This window comes from Aeromicrobium sp. Leaf272, assembly GCF_001422865.1.
Taxonomy (GTDB): domain Bacteria; phylum Actinomycetota; class Actinomycetes; order Propionibacteriales; family Nocardioidaceae; genus Aeromicrobium.
In genome coordinates this window covers 178,691-205,215 of the sequence record NZ_LMMY01000011.1, presented here as the reverse complement: position 1 = coordinate 205,215, position 26,525 = coordinate 178,691, and the positions used below count along the sequence as shown (strand labels likewise).

General features: G+C 72.7%; 24 protein-coding genes, 1 tRNA gene and 2 pseudogenes. 12 read left to right on the top strand and 15 right to left on the bottom strand.

Annotated elements, in window-relative coordinates:
- The 5 genes and pseudogenes from ASF38_RS18445 to ASF38_RS19700 form a co-directional block, all read left to right on the top strand.
- On the top strand, positions 1-1,162 hold a 1,162-nt coding region (locus ASF38_RS18445), incomplete at its 5' end, for an acetate--CoA ligase family protein (RefSeq protein ID WP_200914457.1).
- A 1-nt stretch (position 1,163) separates the two neighbouring features.
- On the top strand, positions 1,164-2,315 hold the full coding sequence (locus ASF38_RS08075) for an ABC transporter ATP-binding protein (RefSeq protein ID WP_056575052.1): 1,152 nt from the start codon (positions 1,164-1,166) through the stop codon (positions 2,313-2,315).
- Position 2,316: 1 nt separating this feature from the next.
- A pseudogene (locus ASF38_RS19705) lies at positions 2,317-3,025 on the top strand (ABC transporter permease); the annotation flags it as partial.
- Between the two features lie 259 nt (positions 3,026-3,284).
- The coding region (locus tag ASF38_RS18435) for an iron ABC transporter permease (protein WP_235497516.1) at positions 3,285-3,938 on the top strand (654 nt) is incomplete at its 5' end.
- Between the two features lie 151 nt (positions 3,939-4,089).
- Entirely contained in the window at positions 4,090-5,106 is a 1,017-nt protein-coding gene (locus tag ASF38_RS19700; protein WP_369815184.1) for an ABC transporter substrate-binding protein, read from the top strand.
- 153 nt (positions 5,107-5,259) lie between these two features.
- Here the strand turns inward: ASF38_RS19700 and ASF38_RS08060 are convergent, their stop codons facing one another.
- From ASF38_RS08060 to ASF38_RS08025, 8 genes are all read right to left on the bottom strand, one after another.
- Positions 5,260-5,721: a MaoC family dehydratase gene (locus ASF38_RS08060; protein ID WP_056575050.1), complete on the bottom strand. Its 462-nt coding sequence runs from the start codon at positions 5,719-5,721 to the stop codon at positions 5,260-5,262.
- A complete protein-coding gene (locus ASF38_RS08055; protein ID WP_056575049.1) occupies positions 5,718-6,929 on the bottom strand; it encodes an acetyl-CoA C-acetyltransferase in 1,212 nt (403 codons plus the stop codon). The genes ASF38_RS08060 and ASF38_RS08055 overlap by 4 nt, the downstream gene beginning before the upstream one ends.
- Positions 6,926-7,813: a MaoC family dehydratase N-terminal domain-containing protein gene (locus tag ASF38_RS08050; RefSeq protein ID WP_056575047.1), complete on the bottom strand. Its 888-nt coding sequence runs from the start codon at positions 7,811-7,813 to the stop codon at positions 6,926-6,928. Before ASF38_RS08050 ends, ASF38_RS08055 begins: the two co-directional genes overlap by 4 nt.
- A complete protein-coding gene (gene fabG / locus ASF38_RS08045) occupies positions 7,810-8,550 on the bottom strand; it encodes a 3-oxoacyl-ACP reductase FabG (protein WP_056575044.1) in 741 nt (246 codons plus the stop codon). The genes ASF38_RS08050 and fabG overlap by 4 nt, the downstream gene beginning before the upstream one ends.
- Positions 8,547-9,386, bottom strand: coding sequence for a CoA ester lyase (locus ASF38_RS08040; RefSeq protein ID WP_082480601.1), 840 nt, complete (start codon positions 9,384-9,386; stop codon positions 8,547-8,549). Before ASF38_RS08040 ends, fabG begins: the two co-directional genes overlap by 4 nt.
- Positions 9,383-10,603: a CoA transferase gene (locus ASF38_RS08035; protein WP_055961557.1), complete on the bottom strand. Its 1,221-nt coding sequence runs from the start codon at positions 10,601-10,603 to the stop codon at positions 9,383-9,385. Before ASF38_RS08035 ends, ASF38_RS08040 begins: the two co-directional genes overlap by 4 nt.
- Entirely contained in the window at positions 10,600-11,382 is a 783-nt protein-coding gene (locus tag ASF38_RS08030) for an enoyl-CoA hydratase/isomerase family protein (protein WP_082480600.1), read from the bottom strand. The genes ASF38_RS08035 and ASF38_RS08030 overlap by 4 nt, the downstream gene beginning before the upstream one ends.
- Positions 11,383-11,516: 134 nt before the next feature.
- Positions 11,517-11,960: a hypothetical protein gene (locus ASF38_RS08025; protein WP_056575037.1), complete on the bottom strand. Its 444-nt coding sequence runs from the start codon at positions 11,958-11,960 to the stop codon at positions 11,517-11,519.
- 118 nt (positions 11,961-12,078) lie between these two features.
- Here ASF38_RS08025 and ppc point away from each other — a divergent pair, with 118 nt between their 5' ends.
- Positions 12,079-14,922 (top strand): phosphoenolpyruvate carboxylase, encoded by a 2,844-nt coding sequence (ppc, locus tag ASF38_RS08020; protein ID WP_082480599.1) that lies wholly within the window; start codon positions 12,079-12,081, stop codon positions 14,920-14,922.
- 84 nt (positions 14,923-15,006) lie between these two features.
- The gene (locus ASF38_RS08015) at positions 15,007-15,618 is read left to right on the top strand and encodes a hypothetical protein (protein ID WP_055961547.1); all 612 of its coding nucleotides are present in this window, start codon (positions 15,007-15,009) and stop codon (positions 15,616-15,618) included.
- Positions 15,619-16,905: 1,287 nt separating this feature from the next.
- Here the strand turns inward: ASF38_RS08015 and ASF38_RS19165 are convergent.
- Positions 16,906-17,496, bottom strand: a 591-nt coding sequence (locus ASF38_RS19165) for a hypothetical protein (RefSeq protein ID WP_235497514.1), incomplete at its 3' end; no start/stop codon positions are given.
- Positions 17,497-17,691: 195 nt separating this feature from the next.
- Between ASF38_RS19165 and ASF38_RS08005 the strand changes: the two genes are divergently transcribed.
- Positions 17,692-17,764, top strand: a tRNA-Arg gene (locus ASF38_RS08005).
- Between the two features lie 42 nt (positions 17,765-17,806).
- Here the strand turns inward: ASF38_RS08005 and ASF38_RS08000 are convergent.
- The 6 genes from ASF38_RS08000 to ASF38_RS07975 all read right to left on the bottom strand — a co-directional run bounded on the left by ASF38_RS08000 (position 17,807) and on the right by ASF38_RS07975 (position 22,931).
- Positions 17,807-18,676: a glycosyltransferase family 2 protein gene (locus tag ASF38_RS08000; protein WP_056552094.1), complete on the bottom strand. Its 870-nt coding sequence runs from the start codon at positions 18,674-18,676 to the stop codon at positions 17,807-17,809.
- Positions 18,673-19,701: a glycosyltransferase gene (locus ASF38_RS07995; protein ID WP_056552091.1), complete on the bottom strand. Its 1,029-nt coding sequence runs from the start codon at positions 19,699-19,701 to the stop codon at positions 18,673-18,675. Before ASF38_RS07995 ends, ASF38_RS08000 begins: the two co-directional genes overlap by 4 nt.
- Complete coding sequence (locus ASF38_RS07990) at positions 19,698-20,822, bottom strand: glycosyltransferase (RefSeq protein WP_235492844.1); 1,125 nt, start codon at positions 20,820-20,822, stop codon at positions 19,698-19,700. Before ASF38_RS07990 ends, ASF38_RS07995 begins: the two co-directional genes overlap by 4 nt.
- The gene (locus ASF38_RS07985; protein WP_056575021.1) at positions 20,792-21,958 is read right to left on the bottom strand and encodes a glycosyltransferase family 4 protein; all 1,167 of its coding nucleotides are present in this window, start codon (positions 21,956-21,958) and stop codon (positions 20,792-20,794) included. The genes ASF38_RS07990 and ASF38_RS07985 overlap by 31 nt, the downstream gene beginning before the upstream one ends.
- Before the next feature lie 171 nt (positions 21,959-22,129).
- Positions 22,130-22,444, bottom strand: a complete 315-nt coding sequence (locus ASF38_RS07980) for a hypothetical protein (protein WP_056552086.1) — start codon at positions 22,442-22,444, stop codon at positions 22,130-22,132.
- Between the two features lie 4 nt (positions 22,445-22,448).
- Positions 22,449-22,931: a pyridoxamine 5'-phosphate oxidase family protein gene (locus ASF38_RS07975; protein ID WP_055961525.1), complete on the bottom strand. Its 483-nt coding sequence runs from the start codon at positions 22,929-22,931 to the stop codon at positions 22,449-22,451.
- Between the two features lie 118 nt (positions 22,932-23,049).
- Here ASF38_RS07975 and ASF38_RS07970 point away from each other — a divergent pair, with 118 nt between their 5' ends.
- From ASF38_RS07970 to ASF38_RS19160, 4 genes and pseudogenes are all read left to right on the top strand, one after another.
- The gene (locus ASF38_RS07970; RefSeq protein ID WP_055961522.1) at positions 23,050-23,481 is read left to right on the top strand and encodes an SRPBCC family protein; all 432 of its coding nucleotides are present in this window, start codon (positions 23,050-23,052) and stop codon (positions 23,479-23,481) included.
- Positions 23,482-23,652: 171 nt separating this feature from the next.
- Positions 23,653-25,140 (top strand): MDR family MFS transporter, encoded by a 1,488-nt coding sequence (locus tag ASF38_RS07965; protein WP_056575018.1) that lies wholly within the window; start codon positions 23,653-23,655, stop codon positions 25,138-25,140.
- A gap of 63 nt (positions 25,141-25,203) precedes the next feature.
- Complete coding sequence (locus tag ASF38_RS07960) at positions 25,204-25,923, top strand: sulfite exporter TauE/SafE family protein (protein ID WP_056575015.1); 720 nt, start codon at positions 25,204-25,206, stop codon at positions 25,921-25,923.
- Between the two features lie 226 nt (positions 25,924-26,149).
- Positions 26,150-26,525, top strand: a pseudogene (locus ASF38_RS19160) (ATP-dependent helicase); the annotation flags it as partial.

The following is a 26,525-nucleotide window of genomic DNA, read 5'->3' as shown; positions in this document are numbered from 1 at the left end:
GGGGGTCATCACCTCCACGGGTGGCGGCGCCGCGATCGCCGTCGACGAGCTCGAGATGCGCGGCCTGCGGGTCACCAAGCCGTCGAGCGCCACGTTCGCCGCGATCAACGACGCCGGCATCGCCGTGGCCGAGAGCCTGATCGTCGACCTCACGCTGGCCGGCACCCGGCACGACAAGGTGACGACCGTCCTCGGGATCCTCGAGGCCAGCCAGGAGCTGGACCTGCTCGTCTTCGTGATCGGCTCGTCGGCCCGGCTCAACCCGGAGCTGGCAGCGAGCGCGATCGAGGACTTCGCCGGCCGCGACCTCCCGGTCGTCGCGTGGGCGCTGCCCGACGCGCTCGTCACGCTGCAGCGCCTGCACCGCGCCGGGGTCCCGGCCTTCCGCACGGTCGAGTCGTGCGCGGAGTCCGTGGCTGCCACCTTGCGCACCAGGTCGCCGCGGCCCGAGGCGCTCACCACCGTCCCGCACCCGGCCGGCCCCACCGTCGCCCTCGACGAGCGGGCCTCCGCCGACGTCCTCTCGGCCGTCGGTGCCCGGTTCCCCGCGAGCGCCGTGCTCGGACCCCACGACGACGTGCCCGAGGGCCTGCCCTACCCCGTCGTGGTCAAGGTGCTGTCCGACGAGATCGCCCACAAGTCCGACGTCGGCGGTGTCGAGGTCGGTGTCGCCGACGCCGCGGGCGTGCAGGCCGCGCGCGAGCGCATCCTCCACAGCGTGGCCCGGCACCGGCCCGAGGTCGGCGCGGACACGGTGCTGGTGCAGGAGATGGTCGTCGACGTCGTCCAGGAGATGCTCGTCGGCTACCGGGTCAGCGAGACCGTCGGTCCGATGGTGGTCCTGGCCGCCGGTGGCGTCACGGTCGAGCTGTACGGCGACAGTGCCGCGCAGCTGGCCCCCGTCGACCGTGAGGTGGCGCTCGGCATGATCGAGTCCGTCCGGGCCACCGCGCTGTCGCGGGGCTACCGCTCCGCCCCCCACGGCGACCTGGACGCACTCGCCGACCTGGTCGTGGCGGTGTCCCGCCTGGCGCAGCACCGCCCCGACGTCGTCGAGGCCGAGATCAACCCCGCCGCGGTCCTGCGCGACGGCCACGGAGTGGTGGCGCTGGATGCGCTCGTCACGGTCCGCACCCCCACCCCTGTGACGAAGGAGAGCTGACATGGACGTCACCATCGAGAACCTGTCGCTGCACTACGGCGACTTCCAGGCGGTGAAGGACCTGTCGCTGGACATCGCCGACGGCGAGTCCATCGTGATGCTGGGCCAGTCCGGCTGCGGCAAGACCAGCACCATGCGGTGCGTCGCCGGGCTCGAGGAGCCGTCGGCGGGGCGCATCAGCATCGGCGGCCGCGCCGTCTTCGACGCCGACGCGGGCACCCGGGTCCCGGCCAACAAGCGCAACGTGGGCCTGGTGTTCCAGTCCTACGCCGTCTGGCCCCACCTCACGGTGCTGGAGAACGTGGCCTTCCCGCTGCGCATGCAGAAGGTCGCGAAGGCGCAGCTGCGCGAGAAGGCCCTGACCACCCTGCGGACGGTCGGCCTGGAGGACCAGGCCGACAAGAGCGCGAGCGCACTCTCGGGGGGCCAGATGCAGCGTGTCGCCCTGGCCCGCAGCCTCGCCATGGAACCGGCCATCATGCTGCTCGACGAGCCGCTGTCGAACCTCGACGCCCGCCTGCGCGACGACCTGCGGGTCGAGCTGCGTCGCCTGCAGCTGGACCTGGGCCTGACCTCGATCTACGTGACCCACGACCAGAGCGAGGCGCTGGCCCTGGCCGACCGGGTCGCCGTGATGCAGCACGGGCGCATCGCGCAGCTGGCCCGGCCGACGGAGATCTACGACACCCCGGCCTCGGCGTCGATCGCGGCGTTCCTCGGCGTGCTCAACATCTTCCCGGTCCAGCCCGGGACGGGTCACCGCCTCGTGTCGACCGAGCACCCCCTGGAGCTGGTCAGCGAGTCCGCCGGTCTCGGCGACGTGCCGGCCAGCGTGAGCATCCGGCCCGAGCACGTCCGGGTGACGCTCGACCGGGACGCGCAGGTCGCCAACGCCTGGGAGGGCACCGTCGGCGTGACGGTCTTCCAGGGTGCGACCACCCGCTGCTCGGTGACCCTCGACGCCGGACCGGTCGTGGAGGCCACCCTCGCGGGCTCGGCGGTCAACGTCTTCCACCCCGGCGACCGCGTGTTCGTGCAGGTCGACGCGCGCGACGTGAAGGTCCTGCCCGACGAGGTGCCCGGGATCGTCCCGGACCTCCCGACCCCGGAGGCGCCCGCCGAGCTGGTCGGCGCCGGCCAGGCGGGTGAGTGAGATGGCCTCCGCCCTCGTCGACGCACCCGCCGCACCGTCGCCCGCACCGTCCACCGGGACGAGTGCCCCGAGGACCCGCGCCGGGTTCATGCGCCGCTGGCTCGGCTCCGGCCTGCTGATCGCCTTCCTGGCGTTCCTGATCCTGGTGCCCGCCGGCTTCGTGCTGCTGGCCTCCATGACCGGCTCCGTGCCGCGGCCGGGCAACATCAGCCTCTCGCCGACGCTCGGCAACTTCGGGGTCCTCGGTGTCCCCGAGGTCCGGCAGGCGTTCGTCAACTCGATGGTCATGGCCATCGCGGCCACGCTGCTCGCCGGTCTCATCGGCGGGACGCTCGCGTTCCTCGCGGCCCGCACCGACATCCGCATCCCGAAGTTCGTCTACCTCGTCGGCCTCATGCCGATGTTCCTGCCGTCCTACGTCGGCGCGCTGGCGTGGTCGATGCTCGGCAGTCCCAACGCCGGCCTGCTCAACATCGGGCTGCGCGACGTCGGTCTGCCGGCGTTCGTGAACATGTACTCGATGCCGGGCCTCGTGCTCGTCTTCGCGATGTACTACGCGCCCTACACCTTCCTCATGGTGCACGCGGCGCTGTCGCTCATGAGCCCCGACCTGGAGGAGGCGGCGCAGATCCACGGGTCGTCGACCCGCACGATGCTGCGACGCATCTCCTTCCCGCTCGCCCTGCCGGCGGTGCTCGGGTCGGCGATCCNCCGACCTTCATCTTCCGGCTGCTGAACGCGACGCCGTCGCGCGGCAACGAGAGCGCCGCCATCGCCGTGGTGCTCGTGGCGGTCGTCATCATCGCGACCACGCTGCAGAACCGCGTCATCGCCAAGCGGTCGTTCACGACGGTCACCGGCAAGGGCGTCAAGAACAAGAAGATCGCGCTCGGTGCGTGGCGCACGCCGGCCCTCGTCGCGGTGCTCGGCTTCTTCACGCTGTCGATCCTGCTGCCGCTGCTGGCGCTNGCGTTCGACCTGTCGATCGTCGGCACGGTGCTGCAGTCCAGCAGCTTCCTCGACGCCACCGGCAACAGCGTCGTGGTCAGCGTCATCGCGGCCTCGGCCGGCACGGTGCTCGCCTTCCTCTGCGGCTACGCGGTCTACCGCACCACCGTCAGCGGCCGTCGTCTGATCGAGGGCATCTCGATGGTGCCGCTCGCCATCCCCGCGGTCGTGCTCGGCATGGGACTGCTGTGGACGTGGCTGGTCATGCCGATCCCGCTCTACGGCACCCTCGCGGTGATGGCGATCGCCTTCATCGCGGTGCAGTCCCCGCAGGGCTTCCGCGGGATCGCATCGTCGATCCTGCAGACCGATCGCGACCTCGAGGACAGTGCCGTCATGCTCGGCGCCAGCCGCACCCGCGCGATCCTCGCGGTCACCGTGCCGCTCATGAAGGTCGGGCTGCTGTCGACGTTCGTGCTGCTGCTCATGCTCAGCATGCGCGAGCTGACGGTGCCTCTGTTCCTCTACACGACCGACACCAAGATCCTCTCGATCGCGATCTACGACGCCTTCGAGAACGGCGGAGCCCTGCGCGGTGCGGCGGCCATGAGCCTTCTGTACTGCCTCGTCATGTTCGTCCTCTCCTACATCCCACGGCGCCTGGCGAACCGCTGACACCCCTCACCACCCGACCCCCTGCAGGACGTCCAAGNCCCTCGCCGTGGCCGCGGTCGCGGCGGTGTCCCTCACCCTCGCCGCATGCGGCGGCGGAGGAGAGGGCTCCAGCAGCGCCGGCGCGGGCAGCGCCGCCGAGGAGATCCTCGCCATGCCGGAGATCGACGACTCCGACGGACTCGTCATCGACGGGGAGCAGGTCGCCGACGCCGAGCTGCTCGAGGCCGCCCGCGAGGAGGGCTCCGTCGGTTGGTACACCGCCTCCGGTGCCGAGAGCGCCGAGGTCACGGCCGCGCGCTTCGAGGCCGAGACCGGCGTCGACGTCGACATGACGCGGATGCCGTCGGGCAAGCTCTCCGAGCGGGTGCTGAGCGAGGCCGGCGCCGGCCGCCTCGAGGCCGGCGTGGTGACCATCACCGACCCGGTGCTGGCCGAGGAGTTCGCCGAGGCGGGCGTGTACGCGCCGTACGAGGTGACGTCGAGCGACGCCCTGGCCGACACCGAGGGTGTCGTCTACGAGGACGGGCTCTACTACGCGCCCTACTACTCGGCGTACGCGTTCTCCTACAACAACCAGGTGGTGCAGAAGGGCGACGCCCCGAAGGACTGGTCGGACCTGCTCGACCCGAAGTGGAAGGGCAAGGTCGGCATCGTCAACGCGGGCGCCGGTGGCACCGTCCAGGGCCTCGCGAAGTTCCAGGAGGAGCTGGACGCCGACTACTGGGAGAAGCTCGCCGCCCAGGAGCCGCGCATCTTCGACACCACGAGCGTGCAGCTGGAGGCGCTCGCCCGCGGCGAGATCGAGGTCGCGACCTCGGGCTTCAACAGCACCTACGGTGCCGAGGTGGCCGGTGCGCCGATCACCCTCGTCGTGCCGCCGAGCGGTGTCTCGGGCACGTACAACATGCAGGGCGTCACGGAGGCCGGCCTCGACTCCGCGGCGGCCAAGCTGTTCCAGGACTGGACGATGTCGACGTCGGGCCAGCGGTTCGCGGCGGCGCAGGGCTTCGTGGCAGCACGCACCGACATCCCCACGACGAGGACCGGGTCGTACGAGCTGCCGTCGGGCGACTCCGACGGGCTCGAGCTCTACACGCCGGAGCAGGCCCGCACCGAGGGCGCCGACATCGTGGCGCGGTGGAACCGGGCGTTCGGCTACAGCGGCTGACGCACGACGAGCACGGACGGGGCGGGTGGCGCACGGCGCCACCCGCCCTCGTGCTGCGTGGCTGGGACGGCGCCGGGCATGAGCGCGCGCCCCGCCGGTGGGTGAGTCCGGGCCGGCGAGGCGCGCGGGTCGGGGGTGGCCGCGAGGCGGGGCTCAGGCCAGGATCAGCGACAGCTTGTCGGCCACGCAGACCGGGCGGTCGTGTCCGTCGCGCAGCATCGTGAAGCGGAACGTCACGAGCCAGGAGCCGTCGCGGTCCTGCACGTCGGTGACGCGGCAGGACAGACGCAGCGTGGAGCCCACCGGGACCACGGCCGGGAATCGGACGCGCTCGAACCCGTAGTTCACGCGCGCCGTGCCCAGCTCCACCGTGTAGAGCTCGGGCGCCAGCGCCGTGACCAGCGACAGCGTCAGCTGGCCGTGGGCGATGACACCGCCGAACGGACCGGTCGCGGCGCGCTCGGGGTCGACGTGGATCCACTGGTGGTCGCCGGTGACGTCGGCGAACGCGTCGATGCGCTGCTGCTCGACGACCAGCGGGCCGCTCGGGCCGAGCTCGACGCCCACGAGCGCGTGCAGCGCCTCCGGGGAGTCGATGACCGCCGGACCGCTCACGCGCCGACCCGCTCGAAGACCGCCGAGATGCCCTGGCCGCCGCCGATGCAGAGCGTCACCAGCCCGTACCGGCCCTCGCGGCGCGCCAGCTCCTGCGCCATCGAGCCGACGAGCCGGGCACCGGTCGCGCCGACCGGGTGGCCAAGAGAGATGCCGGACCCGTGCGGGTTGATGCGCGGGTCGTCCGGCTCCACGCCCCACGTGCGCAGCACGGCCAGCACCTGGGCGGCGAAGGCCTCGTTGAGCTCCACGACGTCGAGGTCGTCGAAGCCGATGCCCGCCCGGCCGAGCGCGTCGACCGTGGCGGGGACGGGACCGATCCCCATCGTCTCCACCGGCACGCCGGCGACGGCCCAGCTGCGCAGGGCGACGAGCGGGGTGAGCCCGTGACGGGCGGCGAGCTCGGGGGTGGTGACGACGCACATGGCGGCCGCGTCGTTCTGCCCGCTCGCGTTGCCGGCGGTGACCGTCGCCTCCGCGTCGACCTTGCCCATGATCGGCCGCAACGCGCCGAGCGACTCGAGCGTCGTGTCGGCGCGGGGGTGCTCGTCGACGTCGACGACCGTCTCGCGCCGGCCCGAGCCGACGGTGACCGGCACCATCTCGTCGGCGAAGATCCCCGCCTGCTGGGCGGCCACGGCGCGCTGGTGCGACTGCACCGCGAGAGCGTCCTGGTCGTGCCGGGAGATGCCGTGCTCCCGCCGCAGGTTCTCGGCCGTCTCGATCATGCCGCCCGCCACGGGGTGGAAGCGGCCGCCCGCCGTCTGACGAGCCCGCACGAGGGCGTCGTGCATCGTGACGCCCGTGCGCGCACCGCCCCAGCGGATGTCCGTGGAGTAGAAGGGGACGTTGCTCATGCTCTCGGCGCCGCCGGCGACGACCAGCTCCGCCGCGCCGGTCTGGACGGCCATGGCCGCATTGACGACGGCCTGCAGGCCCGACCCGCAGCGCCGGTCGACCTGCTGGCCGGCCGCGCGGATGCCGAGCCCGGCGTCGAGGGCCGCCACGCGTCCGATCGCGGGGGCCTCGGCGTTCGGGTTGCAGTGCCCCAGGATCACGTCGTCGACCGCGTCGGTCGGGAGCCCCGTGCGCTCGACGAGCGCGGTGAGGGTGGTGGCGGCCAGCTCGGCCGCAGTGGCCGCGGCGAGGGAGCCGCCGTAGCGGCCCACGGGGGTGCGCACGGGGGCGCAGATGACGGCGTCGTTCACGAGGTCTCCTCGAGGTGGTGGTGGGCAGTGACGGTCGAGACCGGCTCGGCGGCGTGGTCGGGGTCGTCGGTGGGACCGGGTCGGCGCGCCTCGACGGTGCAGCCCTGGCCGGAGTCGGCACCGGGATCCACGACGTCGAGGTGCGCCCGCTGGCCCGCGACCAGGGCGGAGCGGCCACGGTGCGCGACGCGGCGCAGCGGTCCGCCCCGGCGACGGGCGACCTCGGCGAGGGCGAGCGCCAGCAGCGGGCCGTGGACGACCAGTCCGGCGTAGCCTTCCGTGCCGGTCGCGTAGGGGTGGTCGTAGTGGATCCGGTGGGAGTTGCAGGTGAGTGCGCTGAACCGTGCGAGCAGCGGGGCATCGGCACGGAAGTCCCAGGAGGCCCGCTCGGTCGAGGACAGTCCGGCAGGGCCGTCGTCGGGGGAGGCCGGGACGCCCGCGCCCGGCGGTGACGGTGCGACGAGACCCGCGCCGGCCCGGTAGACGAGGTCGAGCCGCTCCTGGACCGCGGGGCCCTGGTCGTCGTGCACGGTGTCGCGGACGGTCACGAAGCGCAGGGGCCCCGAGCGGCCCTGCGTGTCGCGCACGTCCTCGACGACACGTTCGATGCCGACCTCGGCGCCGATGCGCAACGGGCGCAGCACCGCGACCTCGCCGCCGGCGAACATCCGGCGCGGCAGGTCTCGGCGCGTCGGCAGGCCGTCGTCGATCGCGTGCCCGTCGGGTCCGAGGGCCGACAGGGGCACCCACCGTGCCAGAGCAGCCCAGTGCCACAGGGCCGGCAGGGGTGCGCCGACGGAGGTGTCGACGTCGTCGGCGCCGAGCAGGTCGGCCAGGCCGGCGACGGCGAGCGGGTCGACCGTGCGCGTGGGACGTCCGCTCACATGAACCGTCCGCCGGTGACCTCGGCCACCGTGCCGGTCATGTAGGACGACATGGCCGAGGCGTAGAACAGGGCGACCTGGGCGACCTCCTCGGGCTCCCCGGCCCGCTGCATCGGGATCTCGGCCATCTTGCCGTCCCAGGCCTTCTGCGGCATGGCCCGTGTCATGGCCGACGCGACCAGGCCCGGCTGGATGGCGTTGACGCGCACCCCGTGGTGGGCCATCTCCTTCGCCGCGGCCTTCGTCAGCCCGACGATGCCGGCCTTGGCGGCGGAGTAGTTGGTCTGCCCCACCATGCCGACCTTGCCCGAGAGCGAGGAGATGTTGACGATCGCGCCGCTCTTGGCCTCCCGCATGTGGGCGGCCGCGAGCCGGGTGCCGTTCCAGCACCCCTTCAGGTGGACGGCGATCACCTGGTCGAAGGCCTCCTCGCTCATGGTGCGCATCGTCGCGTCGCGGGTGATGCCTGCGTTGTTGACCATCACGTCGAGCCGACTCCAGCGCTCCACGGCCGCGTCGATCGCGCGCTGGACGTCGTCGGCGCTGACGACGTCGCAGGCGACGGCGAGAGCCACGTCGTCGCCCCCGAGCTCCGCGACGGCCTTGCTCGCAGCGTCGGCGTCGAGGTCGGCGACCACGACGCGTGCCCCGGCGTCGACGAACGCGTGGGCGATGGCGAGACCGATGCCTTGGGCGGCGCCGGTGACGACGGCGACCTGGGAGTCAAGCAGGGTCATGCGGGTTCTCCTTCGGTGGGGGACGGTGCGGCAGAGGACGTGGAGCTGTGTCGGCGTCCTCGCGCGAGGACCTGACGGGCGCGGGCGAGGACCGGGGCGTCGACCATCTGCCCGTCGACGACGGCGACGCCGTCACGCTCGGCGCCGACGACCGTGCGGGCCCAGGCCAGCTCCTGCGACGACGGCGCGAACCGGTCCGCCGCCGTGGTGACCTGGTCGGGGTGGATGCACAGCTTGCCGCGAAGGCCCAGGCGCTCGGCGCGGGCGAGGTCGGCGACGAGGCGGTCGGGGTCACGAAGCTGCGGGGTGACCCCGTCGACCGGGCCCACCAGGCGGGCTGCGGCCGAGGCCACGACGAGGGCCGCGCGGGCGTGGTCGACGACTTCGCCGACGTCGGGATCCACCCCGAGGTCCGTGGCGAGGTCGAGGTGGCCGAGAGCCAGGCGGGTGACCGACGGCGAGGCGGCGACGTCGACGGCGTCGATCAGGCCGCGCGCCGTCTCCACCAGTGCGAGGACCTCGACGGCGACCTCGCCGAGGGCGACGACGGCCGCGCGGTCGGCCTTGGGCAGCACCACCGGCAGCCCGTGCTCGACCGCCATCGCGACGTCGGCACGGTGCCACGTGGTGCCGACGGCGTTGACCCGCACGGCCACACGCGCGCCTGCCGCGGCGGCCTCGGCGACGAGGGCACGGGCAGCGTCCCTCGCGTCGGCGGCCACGGCGTCCTCGAGGTCGCACAGCACCGCGTCGGCACCGGAGGCGAGGGCGCGCTCGAACCGGTCGGGTCGGTCGCCCGGCACGAAGAGCAGCGTGGTCGCGTCGGCCAGGCTCACGCGACGTCCTGGCGGGCGATCACTCCGCGGTCGCTGAGGCCGCCGATCTCGGCGTCGCCGAGCCCCAGCTCCTCGGTGAGCACGGCGAGGGTGTCCGACCCGAGCTCCGGAGCGGGCGAGGGCCAGACCGTGTCGTCGCCCCAGCGCAGCGGCGACGACGATGCGGCCATGCGACCCACGCCGGGCTGCTCGATGTCGCGCAGGACGGGACGGGCGGCGTCACGGGCGACCTCGCCGGCCTGGTCGACCGACAGGTACGGAGCCCACAGGACTCGTGCCTCGTCGAGCAGCGCGGCGAGGTCGTCGATCGGTCGGGCGGCGAACCAGGGCCGCAGGATCGAGGCGATCGTCTCGCGCAGCTCGTAGCGGGCCGCCTCGTGGCGCAGGTCCACGTCGAGTGCCTTCTCCAGCGCGGCGAACACGTCCACGGTCCCCGTGACGGCGCACAGCGCGTGCCACTGGCCCTCGGTCAGCGCCACCACCATGACGCGCTCGCCGTCGCGGCTCGCGAAGTCGGTGCCGAAGCTGCCGAAGACGTGGTTGCCGTGCCGCTGCCGGCTGTGGCCGGCCTCGTCGGCCTCGGCGAACCAGCCGAGGGCGCCGACGGAGGAGACCGCGACGTCGTACAGAGCGAGGTCGACGTGGCTCCCGATGCCGTCGGCGCGACGCTTCTGGAGCGCGGCCAGGACCGCGACGGAGGCGTGCAGCCCGGTGAGCAGGTCCCAGGCCGGCAGCACGTGGTTGACCGGGGTGTCGAGGAACTCCGGGCCGGTCATGTCGGCGATGCCGACCGAGGCGTTCACGGTGTAGTCGACGGCCGGACGACCGCCCGGGAAGCCCTCCACGTGCACGGAGATGGCGTCGGCGCGCACGGCGGCGAGGTCCTCGTGGGTCAGCCGGTTCCTGCCGACGACGTTGTCGAGGTAGATGCCCCGCCCCGGGCCCTCGCGGGTGGCCAGGGCGAGCAGCAGCTCGCGGCCCTCGGGGGTGCGGTAGTCGAGCGCGACGGACCGCTTGCCCTTGTTGAGGTTGGCCCAGTAGAGGCTGGCGCCGGACCGGCTCAACGGCCACCGTCCGAAGTCGCTGCCGCCGCCGGGCAGGTCCACGCGCACCACGGAAGCGCCGAGCTGGGCCAGCGTCATGCCGCACGTCGGGCCCGCCACGAAGGTGGCACACTCCACGACCTCGATGTCCACGAGCGTCTGCCCCGGCGTCATCGGTACACCGGGTCCCGGCGCGCGGCGAAGGCGGCGTGGCCCTCCGCGGCATCGCGTCCGTGACCCGCGAGCGAGACGCCCACGCGCTCCTCGCGCAGGAACGCCTCGAGCCCTTCGTGCTCGGCCACGTCGCACATCCAGCGCGTCACCGCGAGCGACTCCAGGGGGCCGGACGCCAGGTCCGCGGCCAGCTCGAGGGCCACGGTCGTGGCGCTGCCGGTCGGGCAGACCCGGGTGACCAGGCCGGCGTCGTAGGCGTCCTGCGCCGCGAGACGTTCACCGAGGAGCAGGTGCCGGGTCGCGGCCTGGCGGCCGAGGGCGCGGGTCAGGTGCCACGCGACGCCGCCGTCCGAGGCGAGACCGCGACGGGCGAACGGTGCAAGGAAGAACGCGTCGTCGGCGGCCACCACGACGTCACACCCGAGCACGAGACCCCAGGCGGCGCCGATCGCGTAGCCGTCCACCGCCGCGACGGTCGGAGCCGCTGCGGCGCGGATCTCGCGGACCGCGCGGTGGATGAGCGAGAGCCGAGCGGCGGGGCCGAACAAGCCGTCGGAGGGGCCGGGCATCGTGCCGACGTCGCCTCCCGACGAGAAGTGGAGGTCGCCGCCGGTGAGCACGATGGCGCGGGCACGAGGCGCGTCGACGGCGAGTGCGTGCAGCAGCTCCTCGACCAGCTGGTGGTCGAGGGCGTTGCGTCGGTGCGGACGGTCGAGCCGGAGCTCGAGCACGTCCTCGTGCCACATGACGCGCAGGACGGGAGAACCTGGAACAGACATCAGCCTACATTCTATATAATGTGTACTGACAGTGTGCCGCGTCACGTCGCGCGTGGCAAGAGACCGGACGACACGACCGGGGCGTGCGCACGACGAGGGGTGCTCGCCGATANCCTCGAAGGTCCGGAAGGGGCTCAGCGCTGGTCGGGCTGCAGCAGGTCGGTCCGCTGCACGTAACGACTCAGCCGGTCCTGCACCAGGCGCACGTGGTCGTGCAGCCACACGGTGACCGCCGGGCCGAACATCGACGACGAGGCCGATGCGGAGTACCGCACGATCGTGCCGCGACCGTCCGGCTCGAGCACGATGCGCTCGTTCACCACCGCCATGGGCGAGGTGGTGCGCAGCCGAAGCTCCTCGGGCGGGTCGAGGTGCGTGACGACGACCGTGGCATCCATCAGGTCCTCGCCGTGCTGCAACGAGCAGAGGTACGACTGCGCTGCGTCGAGGAGGTCGGAGCCGGTGGACGCGCAGCGACTCACCGCACTCCACTCGCCCAGCGTCTCCAGACGCAGCAGGTTCGCCCACAGCTGTGAGCGCGTCTGCGGCGACGCGATCCTGTGCTCCTCGGCGATCATCCTTCGACGGTAGACACGGGTCGGGTCATGCGCATTCCGAGAAGACCACTGAGCAGCCTCTGAGCAGGTTCTCCGGACGCGCCACACGTCTGCAACACAGGACCGGCAGGATGGACCCATGAGCTCCGCCAGCCCCCGCACGACCGAGCAGATCCTCGAGTCCGACCGCCGCGCGCCCGACGCCGCCCTGTTCGCGGGCGGTGTCGCCTCCGACGAGGAGCACGCCGCCCTGCGCGCGTCGGTGCGCCAGCTGACGACGCTGCTCGGCGAGGCCCTCACGCGGCACGAGGGGCCGGATCTGCTGGACCTCGTGGAACGGGTGCGGCACCTCGCGCGCACGCCCGACAGCGGGCAGGGCGCCGCCGAGCTGCGGGCGGCGCTCGACGACCTGGAGCCCGAGCGCGCCGTGGTGCTCGCGCGGGCGTTCGCGCTGTACTTTCAGCTGGTCAACATCACCGAGCAGCTGCACCGCTGGCAGGAGCTCACCATCGGCTCCGAGGGTCCGCTCGCCGGCACCTTCGGGCGCATCGAGGAGGCCCTGGCCGAGGGCAGCCTCGACGCCGACCTGCTGACGACGGTGCTGGCGCGCGTGGAGTACCGCCCGGTGTTCACCGCCCATCCGACCGAGGCCAGCCGACGCACCGTGCTGCGACTGCTGCGCAAGGTCGCCGAGGCGGTGCGCGAGCTCGAGGACCCCCGACGTCCGGCGTCCGAGACCGCCACGGGCGAGCGCCGCCTGGCCGAGCTGATCGACCTGCTGTGGCAGACCGACGAGCTGCGCGTGGTGCGCCCCGAGCCGCAGGACGAGGCCCGCACCGCCGTGTACTACCTGCGCTCCATCGCCTCGGAGGTCGTGCCCGGCCTGCTCGACGAGCTCGACCGGCAGGCCGCCCGGGTGGGCGTCGAGCTGCCCGAGACGTCGCGACCGCTGCGCTTCGGCACGTGGGCCGGAGGCGACCGCGACGGCAACCCCAACGTCACGCCCGACGTCACCCTCGAGGTGCTGCACCTGCAGCACACGTCGGGGATCAGCGAGCTGGTGGCGATGGTCGACGAGCTGCTCACCGAGATGACCGCCTCCACCCGCATCGTCGAGGCCAGCGCCGAGCTGCTCGACAGCCTCGCCGAGGACGCCGAGGCCCTGCCGATCACGTGGAGCACCATCCGCCGGCTCAACGCCGACGAGCCCTACCGGCTCAAGGTCAGCTTCGTGCGGGTGCGCCTGCTGCGCACCCGCGACCGGCTCGTGAACGACACCCCGCACGAGCCCGGCCGCGACTACCTGTCCTTCGACGAGATGGTGCGCGACCTGGTGCTGGTGCGCCGGTCCATGCTCGCCGCCGGCGACGCGCTGACCGGCGACGGCGCCATCCGCCGGCTCATCCGCACCGCCGTGACGTTCGGAGCAGGGCTGGCGACCATGGACGTGCGTGAGCACTCCGCGAAGCATCACGCCGCCCTGGCCGACCTCTACGAGCGGCTCGGTGAGCCCGGGTACGGCGACCTCGAGCGACCGCAGCGGATCGAGCGGCTGCAGCAGGAGATGACGTCGGCCCGCCCGCTCCTCGGGGCGTCGGTCGACAGGGCCCGGCTGGGGGAGGCCGCGTCGGCGTCGCTGCGGCTAATGGAGACCATCCGCGTCGCCCTCGACACCTACGGTCCCGAGGTGGTCGAGACCTACATCGTGTCGATGACCCACGACGTCGATGACCTGTTCGCCGTGGTCGTGCTGGCCCGCGAGGCCGGGCTCGTCGACCTGACCGGAGGCGTCGACGGGCCAGCGCTGGCGCGCATCGGCTTCGCGCCGCTGTTCGAGACCGTGGCCGAGCTGGAGGCCGCAGGACCCCTGCTCCAGGCCCTGCTCTCGGATCCGTCGTATCGGCGGATCGTCGCCGCGCGCGGCGACGTGCAGGAGATCATGCTCGGCTACTCCGACTCCTCGAAGGACGCGGGCATCGCGGCGTCGCAGTGGCAGATCCACCGGGCCCAGCGCGCCCTGCGCGACGTCGCCCGCGAGCACGGCGTGGTCCTGCGGCTCTTCCACGGCCGCGGCGGCTCCGTGGGCCGCGGTGGCGGACCCACGGCCGAGGCGATCATGAGCCAGCCCTACGGGTCGCTCGACGGACCGATCAAGATCACCGAGCAGGGCGAGGTCATCTCCGACAAGTACGCGCTGCCCGGCCTGGGCCGGCACAACCTCGAGGGGGCACTCGCCGCCGTCATCGAGGCGTCGACGCTGCACCGCACGTCGCTGCTGCCCCAGGAGGTGCTCGACGGCTGGAACACGACGATGGACGTGGTCGCCGAGCAGGGGAAGGTCGCGTACCGGGCGCTCGTGCGCGACGACGCGCTCGTCCCGTTCTTCGTGGCCGCCACGCCCGTCGACGAGCTGGGCAAGATGAACATCGGCTCGCGCCCTGCCAAGCGCCCCGGCGGAGCCGGCGGCCTCGACGACCTGCGTGCCATCCCGTGGGTGTTCGGCTGGACGCAGTCGCGCATCATCCTGCCCGGCTGGTTCGGCGTCGGGTCCGGCCTCGCGGCCGCCTTCGAGGACGGCCGCGGCGAGACCCTGCAGGAGATGTACGGGTCGTGGGCGTTCTTCCGCACGTTCCTGTCCAACGTGCAGATGACGCTGGCCAAGACCGACCTCGACATCGCCGCGTCCTACGTCGAGGCGCTCGTGCCCGACGACGCCCGACACCTGCTCGACGTCATCCGCGCCGAGCACGAGCGCACGGTCGAGCAGGTGCTGCGCGTGACGGGTCAGTCGTCGCTGCTGGAGCAGGCGCCGGTGCTGCGCCGCACGCTCGAGCTGCGCGACCACTACCTGGCCCCGCTGCACGCCCTGCAGGTCTCGCTGCTCGGCAAGGCCCGCGCCGCCGGGTCGCCGTCGGCCGAGACCGAGCGGGCGCTCCTGCTCACGATCAACGGCATCGCGGCCGGCCTGCGCAACACCGGCTGACGTCGTCTGGTCGTCGTCCGCGCCTTGCGGCCTGCCGGCACGACGTCTCCGGCAGGTGAGGGACGATCGACCTAGAGTGGGACGGTGAAGCGCTCCGCGGTGGTCCTGGTCGCGATCCTCATGTCCGTGACGGCGTGCACCGGTGGGGGTGACGAGCCCTCGGCAGCCGCCCCGTCGGCCTCGGCGTCGGCATCTGCATCGGTCGGGACCGACCCCACCGCGAGGTCGGTCGACGGCGACGTCGAGGTCTGGGACCTGACCGGTGATCCGTCCGACGCCTCGTTCGGGATCGGGAAGGCCGAGCCTCGGGCCGACTACGGCGGCGACGAGCCGCGGGCCGTGCGGTTCGAGCTCGAGGGAGGGTCGATCCAGCTCGACCTCTCCGACCTGACGTTCTACCACGAGGGCGACATCTTCGCGTTCCTCTCCCGTACGGCCGAGATCCCCCCTGACCAGCTGGCGGAGGGGTACCGCGACCTGCTCGAGGCGCTCGACGTCGACCGGGCGAGCGCCGACGCGTTCGAGGCCGAGCTCGCCGGTGCTCCCACCGACCAGACCGGTCAGGTGACCGTGAGCTATCCGGACGAGATCCGCCTCGGTGACTGGACTCTCGCGGTGAGCGCTGCGATCTCGCCGGCGGTCGGCACCGGGGTCCTGACCGTCAGTGCGGGGTACAGACCTCTGCTGGTCGGCTGAGCCGGCCCCGGCGCGACGACGGCGCCGCCCTTCGCTCGTGCGGGAGGCGGCGCCGTCGTCGTCCGTGTGCGCGTGCGATCAGCGCACGTACTTCAGGCGGTACTGGAAGGCGCCTGAGACGACCGAGTCGGCGCGGGTGGTCCGATCGGAGTTGACCACGTCGTAGCGGGTGGAGAAGAAGTCCTGCGAGACGAGGATGTCGTCGTTGCGGGACTGCTTCGACAGCAGGGTCGCGACCTCCTGGGCCGACTCCGGCTCCTTCGCCGGGACCGACAGCGGGTCCTCCTCGTCGTCGTAGTAGAAGTCCTCGTCGTCCTCCCAGTAGAACGACTCCCCGTACTCCTCGTCGTCCTCCCAGCCGCTGAGCTCGTTCGCGCCGAGGATCCGCAGCCGGCCGGTGCCGTAGGCGAAGACCGAGGTCCGGATCTCCATGACGACCGACTTGGGGGTGGCCTTGGAGTACTTGTCGGCCTTGACGAGGTTGAAGCGGAGCTTGAACGGCGTGCCCTTCTTGACGGTGAGCGTGCCGCTGGACTTGAGCCGGCCCCACGCCTTGCGCGACGGGTAGTAGCGGTCGATGGTGCCGATCTTCAGCGCCTTGTACGGCGAGGTCAGCGTGTCGTCGATCGTGACGTCGTCGACGTCGAGGTTGGCGAACTCGTTCTCCTGCAGCGCCGCGATGTCGTTGGCCACGCCGTCGGCCACGTACTCGCCGAGGTAGTCCGTGACGCTGTAGCGCTGCGTGCGCTCGAGGGTGACGGGCTTGCCGTCCTCCTTGGCCGTGCCCTTGACCGTCCACGACACGAGCGACTCGCCGCCACCCAGCTGGTCCTGCGCGAGAGCCGCGTCGCGGAAGGCGTGCGTGCCGGCGATCTCGGTCAGCGCCTCCGGGTTCGGCACGGTGGACCGGTAGGTCGTGGCGGGCTTGCCGTCGGAGCGCGCGGTCGACGTGACGATGGCGGAGTCGACGGCCTGGCCGAGGCGGCCCGCGATGCCGGCGAGTCCGTCGTGGGTCAGCGCGCCCTGGGGTGCGGCGAGGTTGGCCATCTTGAACGAGCCGACGCCGTCGGCCTGGATGAACGACGTCTTCGCACCGTGGAGGGTGCGGCTGGCGTTGCGGAAGTCCATCGGGTGCCCGAAGCCGACCACGTCGTCGCCGCAGACGGCGGTGGCGGTGCCGAGGCCGTAGCTGGAGAGGGAGCCGTAGGAGTCGGCGGCGGCGAGGTTGCCGCCGGCCACGATCGGGACCTCCTCGCCGAGGCTGGCGCCACCGGCTGCGACGTCACNCGAGACCGGCGCGATGCGGCGTGCGCCCTTGCCGAGCTCGGCGCTGCTCGCACCGGCAGCCACGAGCTGCTTCTTCTGCGACGACGTCAGCGTGATGCTCTCGGCGGGGGCCGACACGTCCTCGTCGTCGAGCAGGTCGTAGAGGTCGGCGGCCGGCGTGATGCCGGCGATGGACGACGACTCGTTGCCGCCGAAGGTGTACGCGACCGCTCCGACGAGTCGCCCGTCCTCGGCGTAGACCGGCGAGCCGGAGATGCCCGACCAGACGCCGGCGTCGATGGTGCCGTCGCTCCTGGTGATGCGCGAGCCCGAGAGGTCGAACACGAGGGTGTCGCCGTCGTCGCTCTCGAGGGTGTCGATGTAGGTGCCGCTGAAGGCCTCGGGCGTCACGTCGGACCCGCGCGAGCGGCCGGCGGTGGTGAGGCCCGTGACGGTCTGGCCGGACTCGAGGTCGGCGGCGGGGAACGCGGCGGCGCACTGCTCGAAGGACGGGGGCGCCGCGGTCGCCGGGGCGGCGACGAAGGCGACGCTGCCGGCGACGAGCGCGACGCTGGCGCACATCGACGAGGACAGCAGGGAATGACGGGGCATGGGGGAGCTTCCCTCCGACGGAAGGCCCCGGGGTCGGGGCAGGTGAGGCCACCGTAGAGCCCGGCGGGGTCGTTTCTTGGGCAAAGACGCAAAATTGGTCCGGAAGGACTATGCGCCCCGAGCGTCGTGCCCACGGAACCCGATTTCCGTCGCGCCGACGCCGTCCCGTACACTCGTCTCCGTCCTTCGGGACGTGCGCCCGTAGCTCAACGGATAGAGCATCTGACTACGGATCAGAAGGTTTGGGGTTCGAATCCCTACGGGCGCGCAGATCGGCCCCGAGCGTCTCGACGCTCGGGGCCGTCGCCGTTCACAGGGCGTCGGAGACGCCGGTGGAGGCCACGCGGTAGCCGTCGTCGTCGGCGTGGACCAAGCCGCGCTGCACGAACGCGTCGAGCCAGCCCTCCATCGGCCACCAGCCCCAGCGGGCGTGGAAGACGTGGGCGTTGCGGACGATGTCGTGCAGGTGCTGCACGGGCGGGTCCTGCGTCGGGTGGTGCTGGTGGGCGGCGCGCGCCCCACCCACCCAGGCGATCGGCACGCCGGCCGCGGCAGCGCGTTGCGCGAAGTCGGTGTCCTCCCCGCCGTAGCCGACGTAGGCCTCGTCGAAGCCGCCGATGCGCCCCCACGTCGCGGCCGTCACGGCGAAGGACAAGGACCAGAACAGCCGGTGCCCGTGGGGGTCGAGATCGACCGTGCCCGGTGGGGGCGCGGGCCGCGACCGGTGCGGTCGGCCCAGCTCGGCCACGGAGCGCAGGTCGTAGCCGCCGGGAGGTGCCGGCGGCAGGTAGGCGACCGGTCCACAGAGGAGGGCGCCGTCGCAGTCGGGTCGGCGCGAGGCGACGTCGTACGCCAGGGCGAGACCGGGCGAGGCCAGGCAGTCGACGTCGAGGAAGACCAGCAGGTCCGCCCCTCGCTCGAGGGCCGTGCGGGCTCCGAGGTTGCGGGCCGCGGCCAGCGGGAGCCCGGCGTCACTGGCGTCGATCTCGACGACGTGCGGCGTGGGCGGGAAGCCGGTCCGCCACCGCGCCGGCCACGGGTCGTCCATCGCCACGACGATCCAGTCGTCGAGGAGCACCGCCGAGCGCCCGAGGGACCGGTGCTGCAGCTGCAGGTGGTCGTGGCGACCGTGCGCGACCGTCACGACGGCGATGCGGGGCGCGGCGGCGTCGAGGTTCACGCGCCCGCCCGTCCCGCGACCTCGAGCACCACGGCGGCGAGCCGCCGCGCCCCCTGCCCGTCGTTCCATCGCTGCCACGCGGACCCGTCGAGCTCGGCGACCCGGTCGAGCACGTCGGGCCAGCCGTCGTCCGCGAACTCCTGGAGCACCAGCACCGGCAGCCGGCCGTCGGCGGCGAGTGCCGCCGCGCTCGTGCGCTGCTCGTCGTGGGGACGCTCCTGCGGGATCACCACGGCCGGGCGGCGGGCCGCGGCAACCTCGGCCAGGGCGTTCTGCCCGGCGTGGGTCACGACGACGTCGGCCCGGCAGAGCGCCGCCCACGGGTCGTCGACCCAGGTGCCGTCGGGGCCGCCCAGCAGCGTCCAGGTCCAGCCCGGTGTCGACGCCCGGGCACGGTCGAGAGCCTTGGTCGTGAGCGCGCTGCCACCCGCGCCGGAGAGGACCACGACGTGCCGCGTCCCGTCCTCGGACGGTGCCGGGCCCGGCGGCACGGGCTCACGGCCGTCGAACCGGGAGAAGGCGCCGACGTGGACGAGGCGTGGGTCGTCGGGTGCCACCCCGCGCACGACGTCGGCGACGTCCGCAGGCCACGGCGCCACGAGCCGCTCGGCGAGGCCCAGGCCCAGCGTGTGCGGAGGGTCCGTCCGGTCGCCGGGCTGGATCAGGGACACGACGGGGACGCCGTGCAGGCGGCACAGCGTGGCCACCTCGACCGACGTGTCGACGACGACGACGTCGGGTCGAGTCGCGTCGATCCAGCGCGAGATCGTCGACATGCGCGAGCGCAGCCCGGGGTGCCCTCGTGGGACCCAGTGGAAGGTCCCACCCGCGGTGGCGTCCTCGGGCAGCTCGAACGGGTCGGCGTCCGCGTCCGGGTCGAGCTGGACCCAGAGCTGCGGCCATCCTGTCGGCCGCGGCAGCGACGACAGCCCGGTGACCTCGGTGCCCGACGGCAGGTGGGGGAGCAGGGAGCCGGCGCGCGTCACGTGGCCACGGCCGTGGTGGTGCACGTAGTAGCCGATCATGCCGGCGTCTCCGCGACCGACGACACGGTGCTCGACGGACGCGGCGCCCCGGCGCGGCGGTACAGGTCCTCGTAGCGGCGGACCATCCGGTCGAGCGAGCAGTGGCGCACGGCGTGGGCACGCACCGCTGCGCGGTCGAGGGACGCCGCCTCGAGTGCCGCGCGCGCCAGGTCGTCGACGTCGTCGGGTCGCGCCAGCCGGCCGGCGTCCACCCCCACCACCTCGTCCAGTGCGCCGCGGGCGAACGCGGCCACCGGGGTGCCGCACGCCATCGCCTCGGCGGCCACGAGCCCGTACGGCTCGTCCCACTGCGGTGACACGAGTGCCACCCGGGCACGGCCGACCACGTCGGCCAGCTCGTCGGTGCCGAGGTGGCCGAGCAGACGCGCGTCGTCACCGAGCAGCGGCGCCACCGTCTCGGCGAAGTAGCCCGGATCGAGGACCGGGCCGGCGAGGTCGATCGGCAACCCGGCACGTCGGGCCGCGGCGATGGCGAGGTGCGGCGCCTTCTCGGGGACGATGCGGCCGGTCCACACGGCTCGGTCGCCGCCCGGGCCCGGACGCCACCGGTCCGTGTCGACGCCGTTGGGCACCACGTCGGCGCTCACCACGTGCGACCAGGCCTGGGCGGTGTGACGACTCACGGCCGCGAAGCGGGTCGTGGACGGCGCCAGCGACATCGCCGACTCCAGCCAGCCGAGCGGCGGCGTGTGCAGCGTCGTCACCATCGGCAGGCTCAGCGCCGACGCCATCGCGACCGGCAGGTGGTGCAGGCTGTTGTTGTGCACGACGTCGAAGCGCTCGTGCCCGTGGCTCACCAGGTCGAGCATGAGCGCGAGGTAGGCGTGGTGATCCTGCATCCACGTGTCAGGGTGCGCGCCGACGTCGGCGCGTGCGGCGTCGCTCGGACGGAAGCGTCGCACCGGCAGCTCCTCGACGCCGAGCGTCGGGTCCGAACCCGGCGCGGCGAACACGCTCACCCGGTGACCTCGCGCCGTGAGCGCGGTCGCGAGCGTGGCGGTGTGGGCCTCGAGGCCGCCCTGGAACGGCTCGGCGATCGGGAAGCGTGACGAGGCGACGAGGCAGACCCTCATCGCCGTCCCGCCGCGGGGAGCGTGCACGCGTCGGTGACCAGGCTGCCGTAGATCTCGGCGTGCGCGGCGGCGAGGTCCTGCCGTTGACGCAGGCGCTCCGCCGCCGTCGGCGCCGGGACCGGCGTCGAGGTGTAGGCCTCGAGCACGGCCGCCTCGAGGCTGCGTGCGTCGAAGGCGTCCTCGGTCAGGGTGAAGGAGTGCACCGGCGCCTGGTCGGCGTAGTGGCCGCAGGTCGGCGCGGCCACCGGGGTGCCCACGTCGCGGCAGAGCTCGAGCCAGCCCGAGTGGGTGCCGAAGCGGTACGCCAGGACCGACAGGTCGAGCCCGGCGAGGTGGTCGACGAGCTCGTCGTCGGAGAAGTAGTCGTGCACCCGGACGTCCACGTGGTCCGGGGCGTCGGCGAGCATCCCGGCGAGCCCGGGCTCGAACCGGGCGCCGCCGGGGTCGAGGACGTCGGTGTGCCCGTCGACCTGCAGCACGCCACCGGGCAGCCGGCCCACGGTGTCGACCAGCACGGGCAGCACCGACATGGGGTCCATGCAGGCCCGCAGGCTCTTGACGTGCAGGCCGACGCGGAACTCGCCCCCCACGCGGTCGATCCGGGTGGCGGGCGCCTCGCGCACGCGGGTGCGCCGCTCCATCTCGGCGAGGTCCACCACGTGCGGGTGCGGGAGCACGACCGCGTCCCGCCCCCAGCGGCGCCGGATCTCATCGGCCGCGCCGGGGGTGAGGGTGACGACCACGTCGGCGGCGCGCAGGAGCACGTCGAGCTGCTCGTCGTGCAGGTCCGGCGTCGGGTGGTGCGGGTTCCGCAGGTCGTGGACCGTGTGCACGAGCGGCTTGTCGTGGGTGGTGAGCGCGTGCACGACCTCCTCCAGCTGAGACGGCGCGAGCGCGTCGAAGCCGAACTGCAGGTGCATGACGTCGAAGTCGTCGTGGTGCCGCTCGATCCATCGGGGGTCGAGCATCGCCGGCGGCCACCACGGGGTTCCCGGGACGAGGGTGCCGCCGTCGGGTGCGGGGTCGAGAAGGCGTTGCACGGCGTCGTCGTGCGCCGGGTCGGGCGCGGACAGGTGCCGCACGTACACGTGGGACGCGGGCACGGACGCGACGCGCAGCCACGTGGGGGTGGTGGTGGCGTCCGCGGCTCCGGTCAACGTCATGCACTCGTCCTCTCGATCGACCTCGGCGGACTCGAGCCGCCGCCCTGGGCGTACCCGCTGACGAGACGTCGAACCGCGCGGCGCCGTTGCGAGGAGGTGGGCAGAGGAAGACCGCCCCGGGAAGGGTGCCCGGGGCGGCCTGTCGGTGGTCCTCCACGGCGAGGCCGTGGCTCAGAGGTCGAGGGTGCCCACCCAGCGTTCGCCCTCGTCGCCGCCCCAGGCGTCCCAAGCCACGCGACCGGGTGACGGGAAGCCGTCGGTGCCGTGCTTGAAGCCCTTCGCGTCCTTGTCGACGGAGTGCCGCGCGAAGTAGGCGCGCATCTTCGTGGCCTGCTCGTCGCTGAGCTCCTCGCCGTTCGCCAGCTGGTGGGCCCGGTGCCGGCCGGTGTCGGTGAAGTTCCGTCCGGCCTTGCCGTCCTCGATCCACCGCACCGCACGCTGCGCCGTCTCCTGCACGCCCTTCGGCGGCTGGTGCTCGCCGCTCATCGGCTCAGGGGTTCTCGACGACGCCGTGGTCGCTCTTGTACGGCTCGCCGGTGACCTTCGACTTCACGAGGCTGATCGCCGTGGCGACCTTGCTGCCCGGTGTGTCCCAGTACTCGGCGCGATCGACCCTGACCTTGATCAGCGTCGAGTTGCTGCCCTCGGGTCCCTCGGGGAGCCACGCCTCGGCGAAGGAGCTCCACAGCTCCTTGAGCTTGTCCAGGTCGTCGACCACCTCGGCGCGGCCGGTGAGGGCCACCCACGAGTCCGAGGAGCTGAAGGTCAGCTGCACGTCGGGACGCTTGGCGACGTCCTGCGTGTGCTCGGTGTCCTTGGCCGTGATGAACCACAGCTCGGCGGGGTCGAGGTCGGTGTCCTGGCGCGCCATCGGGATGCTGCGCAGGGTGCCGTCGTCGGTCGTCGTGGTGAACATCGCGATCCGCAGGTCGGTCAGCAGGTCGTCGAGCGTCTTCTCTTCTCCGGTGCTCATTCTCGTTCCCCTCTTCGTGGTGTCTTTCCTCCAACGTAGGTCGGGCTGCAGGGGGCCGCAGCGCGAGCGAGTCGCTCGTCGGGATGCCCGCTTCCGGATCGTCGCGCAGGCTGGAGACATGACCGAGATCAGCAGGACCTTCACCGTCGAGCCCGCCCCCGCGACCGTCCTCGAGTACCTCAAGGACTTCTCCCACGCCGAGCAGTGGGACCCCGGCACCGAGTCGTGCACGCAGAACGGCGTCGGTCCTGTCGCCGTCGGCACCACGTGGCACAACACCTCGAAGATCGCCGGCGTGAGCACCGAGCTGACGTACGAGCTCACCGAGCTCGACGACCGCCACGTGCAGTTCGTCGGCACCAACGAGACCGCCCACACCACCGACACGATCACCGTCGAGCCGCACGGCACCGGCAGCGAGATCACCTACGTCGCGAACATCGAGATGAAGGGGGCGGCCAAGCTCGCCACCCCCGTCGTCAAGCTGGTCTTCGAGAAGATCGGCAGCGACACCGAGGACGACATGGTGCGGGTGCTCAACGGGCTCTGAACCGAGACGCCGCCGGCTGCGCCGTCGGCCGGGGAACACCTGGCCGGGTGAGGGCGTTGGAAGGTTCTGTCGGCGGAGCGTGGTGACATGGTCCGCATCGTGTTCCGATCAGGAATACTGACGTCACGGACCAGCGCACCGCGCGCACCAGCACCGAGCACCAGGGGTGGCATGACCAGCACGACCCAGCACGACGTCGACGTCGAGACGTCCGGCCCTGAGACGACCGGCAGCGGGGCACTCCCGCGCGAGCACGTGCTCGTGATCGCCACCCTCCTGGTGGCGTCGTTCGTGGTGATCCTGAACGAGACCGTCATGAGCGTCGCCATCCCCGTCCTCCAGGAGGACCTGGGCGTGCCGCCGTCGACGGGCCAGTGGCTCACCACGGCGTTCATGCTCACGATGGCCGTGGTCATCCCGCTCACCGGCTTCCTCATCCAGCGGGTCGCCACGCGGACGCTGTTCGTCGCGGCCATGTCGCTGTTCACGGCCGGCACCGCGCTCGCGTTCTTCTCGACCACCTTCGCGGTGCTGCTCGTGGCCCGCGTGGTGCAGGCGTCCGGGACCGCGGTCATGCTGCCGCTGCTCATGACCACGGTCATGACGATCGTCCCGGCTGCTCGCCGCGGCGCCATGATGGGCAACATCACCGTCGTCATCGCGGTGGCTCCGGCGCTCGGGCCCACGATGTCGGGCTTCGTGCTCGACCACCTGGGCTGGCGGTGGATCTTCGGCGTGGTCGCTCCCATCGCGCTCGCCGCGCTGGTGATCGGTGCCCGCTACGTCGTGAGCGTCTCGGCCAGGGGGAACCAGCGCATCGACGTCGTGTCGGTGCCGCTGTCGGCGCTCGGCCTCGGCGGGCTCGTGTACGGCCTCGTGGGCATCGGCGAGCACGCCCAGGGATCGTCGGGCACCCCCACCTGGCTGCCGTTCGTCGTGGGCACGGTGGCGCTGGCCGCCTTCGTCGCCCGCCAGCTCCACCTGCAGCGCACCGACCGCGCCCTGCTCGACCTGCGCGTGTTCACGTCGGGCCAGTTCCGCATCGCGCTCGGCGCGATGCTCATCGGCATGTCGGCCATGTTCGGGTCGTTCCTCCTGCTGCCGCTGTTCGCGCAGCAGGCCCTCGGGCTCTCGGCGCTGCAGACCGGCCTCATCACGCTGCCCGGCGGCATCGTCATGGGCGTCACCGGTCCTTTCGTCGGCCGGCTGTACGACCGGTACGGCCCGCGGGTCCTGGCGGTGCCTGGGTCGGTGCTCGTCTCGGCCGGCCTCTGGCTGCTCGTCGACGTCGACGCGGACACGTCGCTGGCCTGGCTGGTCGGCGCCAACCTCGTGCTCATGCTCGGCCTGTCGGCCACGTTCACGCCGCTCATGACGACCGCCCTCGGATCGGTGGAGCCGCGGCTCTACTCCTACGCGAGCGCCGTGGTCAGCACCCTCCAGCAGGTGGCCGGTGCTGCGGGCGCGGCGCTGTTCATCACGATCATGACCGTGGTGTCCAGCGCCGGCGTCGAGTCCGGGATGGGCGAGGGCGCCGCCTTCGTCGACGGTGTGCGGCGGGCGTTCCTGGTGGGCGCGCTGCTCAGCCTGCTGCTCGTCGCGCTGGTGCCGTTCCTGCGCAAGCCCGACGCCGAGTCCGCCGCGCCCGCCGTGCACTGACCCCGGCCCGGAGGCCCCGCGAGGCGGTGGCGAGGCGGTGCCTAGGGTGGTCGCGTGGGGGAGATGAGCACGGTCGCGCTGGTCGTCGTGCTCCTCGCGATCGTCCTCGGTGCCTTCGTGCAGTCGACGGTGGGCATCGGTCTCGGTCTGGTCGCCGCTCCCGTGGTCACGCTCGCGGCCCCGCAGCTCATGCCCGGCGGGATGCTCATGGTGGTCGTGCTGCTGCCCATCGTGACGCTCGCCCGCGAGCGCGACGAGATCGACTGGGGCGGACTCGGGTGGGCCTTCCCGGCGCGCGTCGTCGGGACCGTCGTCGGCGTGTGGGTCGTGGCGAGCGTCGACGACCGTCAGCTCGGCGTCGCCGTCGGCGCCATGGTCCTTGCGGCGGTGCTCCTCACCGCGCGCACCGTGGTCATCCCGGTCAACCGAGGAACCCTCAGTGGTGCCGGATTCGTCAGCGGTGTCACCGGGACCGCGTCGTCGATCGGCGGTCCACCGCTCGCCCTGCTGCTCCAGCGACGGACGCCCCGGCAGATCCGGACCACGCTCGCGGTCTACTTCCTGCTCGGGTCCCTGCTCAGCCTCGTCGGGCTCGCCTGGGCCGGCGAGCTCACCGTCGACGAGGCCTGGTTCGCGCTCGCCGCCGTGCCGGCGCTCGTGCTCGGCTTCGCGGTGAGCGGGCCGCTGCGGCGGCGGCTCCCGGCCCACGTCGTGCGACCCCTCGTGCTGCTCGTCAGCGGGGCGTCGGCCGTGGCCCTCATCGTCCGCTCGACGTTCGGCTGAGAGGCTCCCGCACCCCGAAACGCCCCGCACGCAGGCGTCGTGCACCGCAACGGTCTACACTTGGCCCAGCAGGTGCCGCACGGCCCGCGCTCGTGGGGATGACGCTCAGCCGCCGCCCCACCGCCGATCTCACTGGCGGGCGAGCCGCCGTACGCCCTGTCGCGGGGGACGGACCAGCCGTCCGCCGCCGACCGTGACGGACGTCCGGTCGCGGAGGAGGAGCCTGTTGGCCACACGAACCCAGCGCCAGAACCCCCAGCGCCAGAACGCGCAGCGCCAGAACGCGCAGCGAGGCAGCAACGGGCCACGGCGCAAGAAGCACGACGACGACACCGGCCTCATGCCCGTGCTCGCCAAGGCCGTGCGCGAGGTCGAGAACGCCGTCCAGCGACGCCGCGTCACCGCCACCACCCGCGCCACCTTCCAGGCCGTCGGCCTGCTCGTCCGCGAGGAGCGCGCCCGCGTCAAGACCGAGACCGACCTCACCGAGCCCCAGCGCGCCGACCAGCTCAAGCGACTCGACGGTGTGGCCACCATCCTGGCCAAGACCGCCACCCGCGAGCCCGCCCTCCTCATGCTCCTGACCGAGGAGGCCGAGGTCT